This window comes from Brachyspira catarrhinii (genome assembly GCF_005518285.1).
Lineage (GTDB): Bacteria > Spirochaetota > Brachyspiria > Brachyspirales > Brachyspiraceae > Brachyspira > Brachyspira catarrhinii.
In genome coordinates this window covers 1-1,049 of record NZ_SJDU01000584.1, presented here as the reverse complement: position 1 = coordinate 1,049, position 1,049 = coordinate 1, and the positions used below count along the sequence as shown (strand labels likewise).

General features: G+C 24.0%; 1 protein-coding gene. It reads right to left on the bottom strand.

Going from position 1 to position 1,049, the window contains the following annotated elements; all coding sequences use genetic code 11:
- Nucleotides 1-46: 46 nt before the first annotated feature.
- Complete coding sequence (locus EZH24_RS12450) at nucleotides 47-1,006, bottom strand: HTH domain-containing protein (protein WP_137999370.1); 960 nt, start codon at nucleotides 1,004-1,006, stop codon at nucleotides 47-49.
- Nucleotides 1,007-1,049: the final 43 nt, after the last annotated feature.

The following is a 1,049-nucleotide window of genomic DNA, read 5'->3' as shown; positions in this document are numbered from 1 at the left end:
TAGGAATTTATTATAATTTTATTAATATAAATAAAATATTTATTTTTTAATTTGGATTATTAAATCTTCCGCTATTTATTAAACTCGATATTATATGACTTTTAGATTTATCTTTTGCATCCAATATTTCATTAACATCATTAATAAAATCCTGAAATTGTCTGTTATAACAAAGTTTATGCATAGTATCTATATCTAAATAATTTCTCTTCTGTGCTGAAAATAATATTTCTGAATCTTCTGGATTATCATAATTTAATTTCATTATACCAACACCAAAAGACTGATTAAGCCTTTTCATCTCCTCCATAAGTTCATCATAATTATTTTCATCTATTTCCATAGCAGCAAGCCAAGCCTCATTAGCCCAGCCAGAATTTGATAATGCTTGAAAATAATATTCTGTCAAACTTCCAAGTGTAATTTTTAATTTTAATTCATAAGCATAAATTTCTGTAGTAGGTAAGTTTATATGATTAAATAATTCTAAAACTGATTTATTAATATAGTCTTTAAATGTAACACCCACTATATCAGGAGTACCCCATTTCATTTTTCCTTTTAAATTTACATCTGTAGCATTTGCATTTATAGTTTTAGAATATATTTTTCTTGAATATAAATATTTTGTAAGAGGGGTATGCAAATCTTCTTCTAATATTTTTTTATTTGTAATTGTATTTTCAATGATATCTTCTGTATCTTCTTCTTCGCTTAAATTATTAATTTCATTTATTAAATTTTGATTAGAATTATTTATTTTACTTTTTAATAAAAACTTTCCTTTTCCAACTTTTACAAATATTGTAGTATCTGGATTAAACTTTATATCTGTATATATTTTAGCACCCAAACTAGCAATAGGTGTTTTACTCATTTTACCATTTAATGTTTCAGCTATAATTTTATCATAACCTAACTCAATAGCCTTTTCCCATATTTCATCAACTTTCATAGGAACATCACTTTGCTCCAAAACTTTTTTTGCTGCATCATAATATGTCATAACTTACTCCTAAAACCTCATATATACATTATACTATATTTAT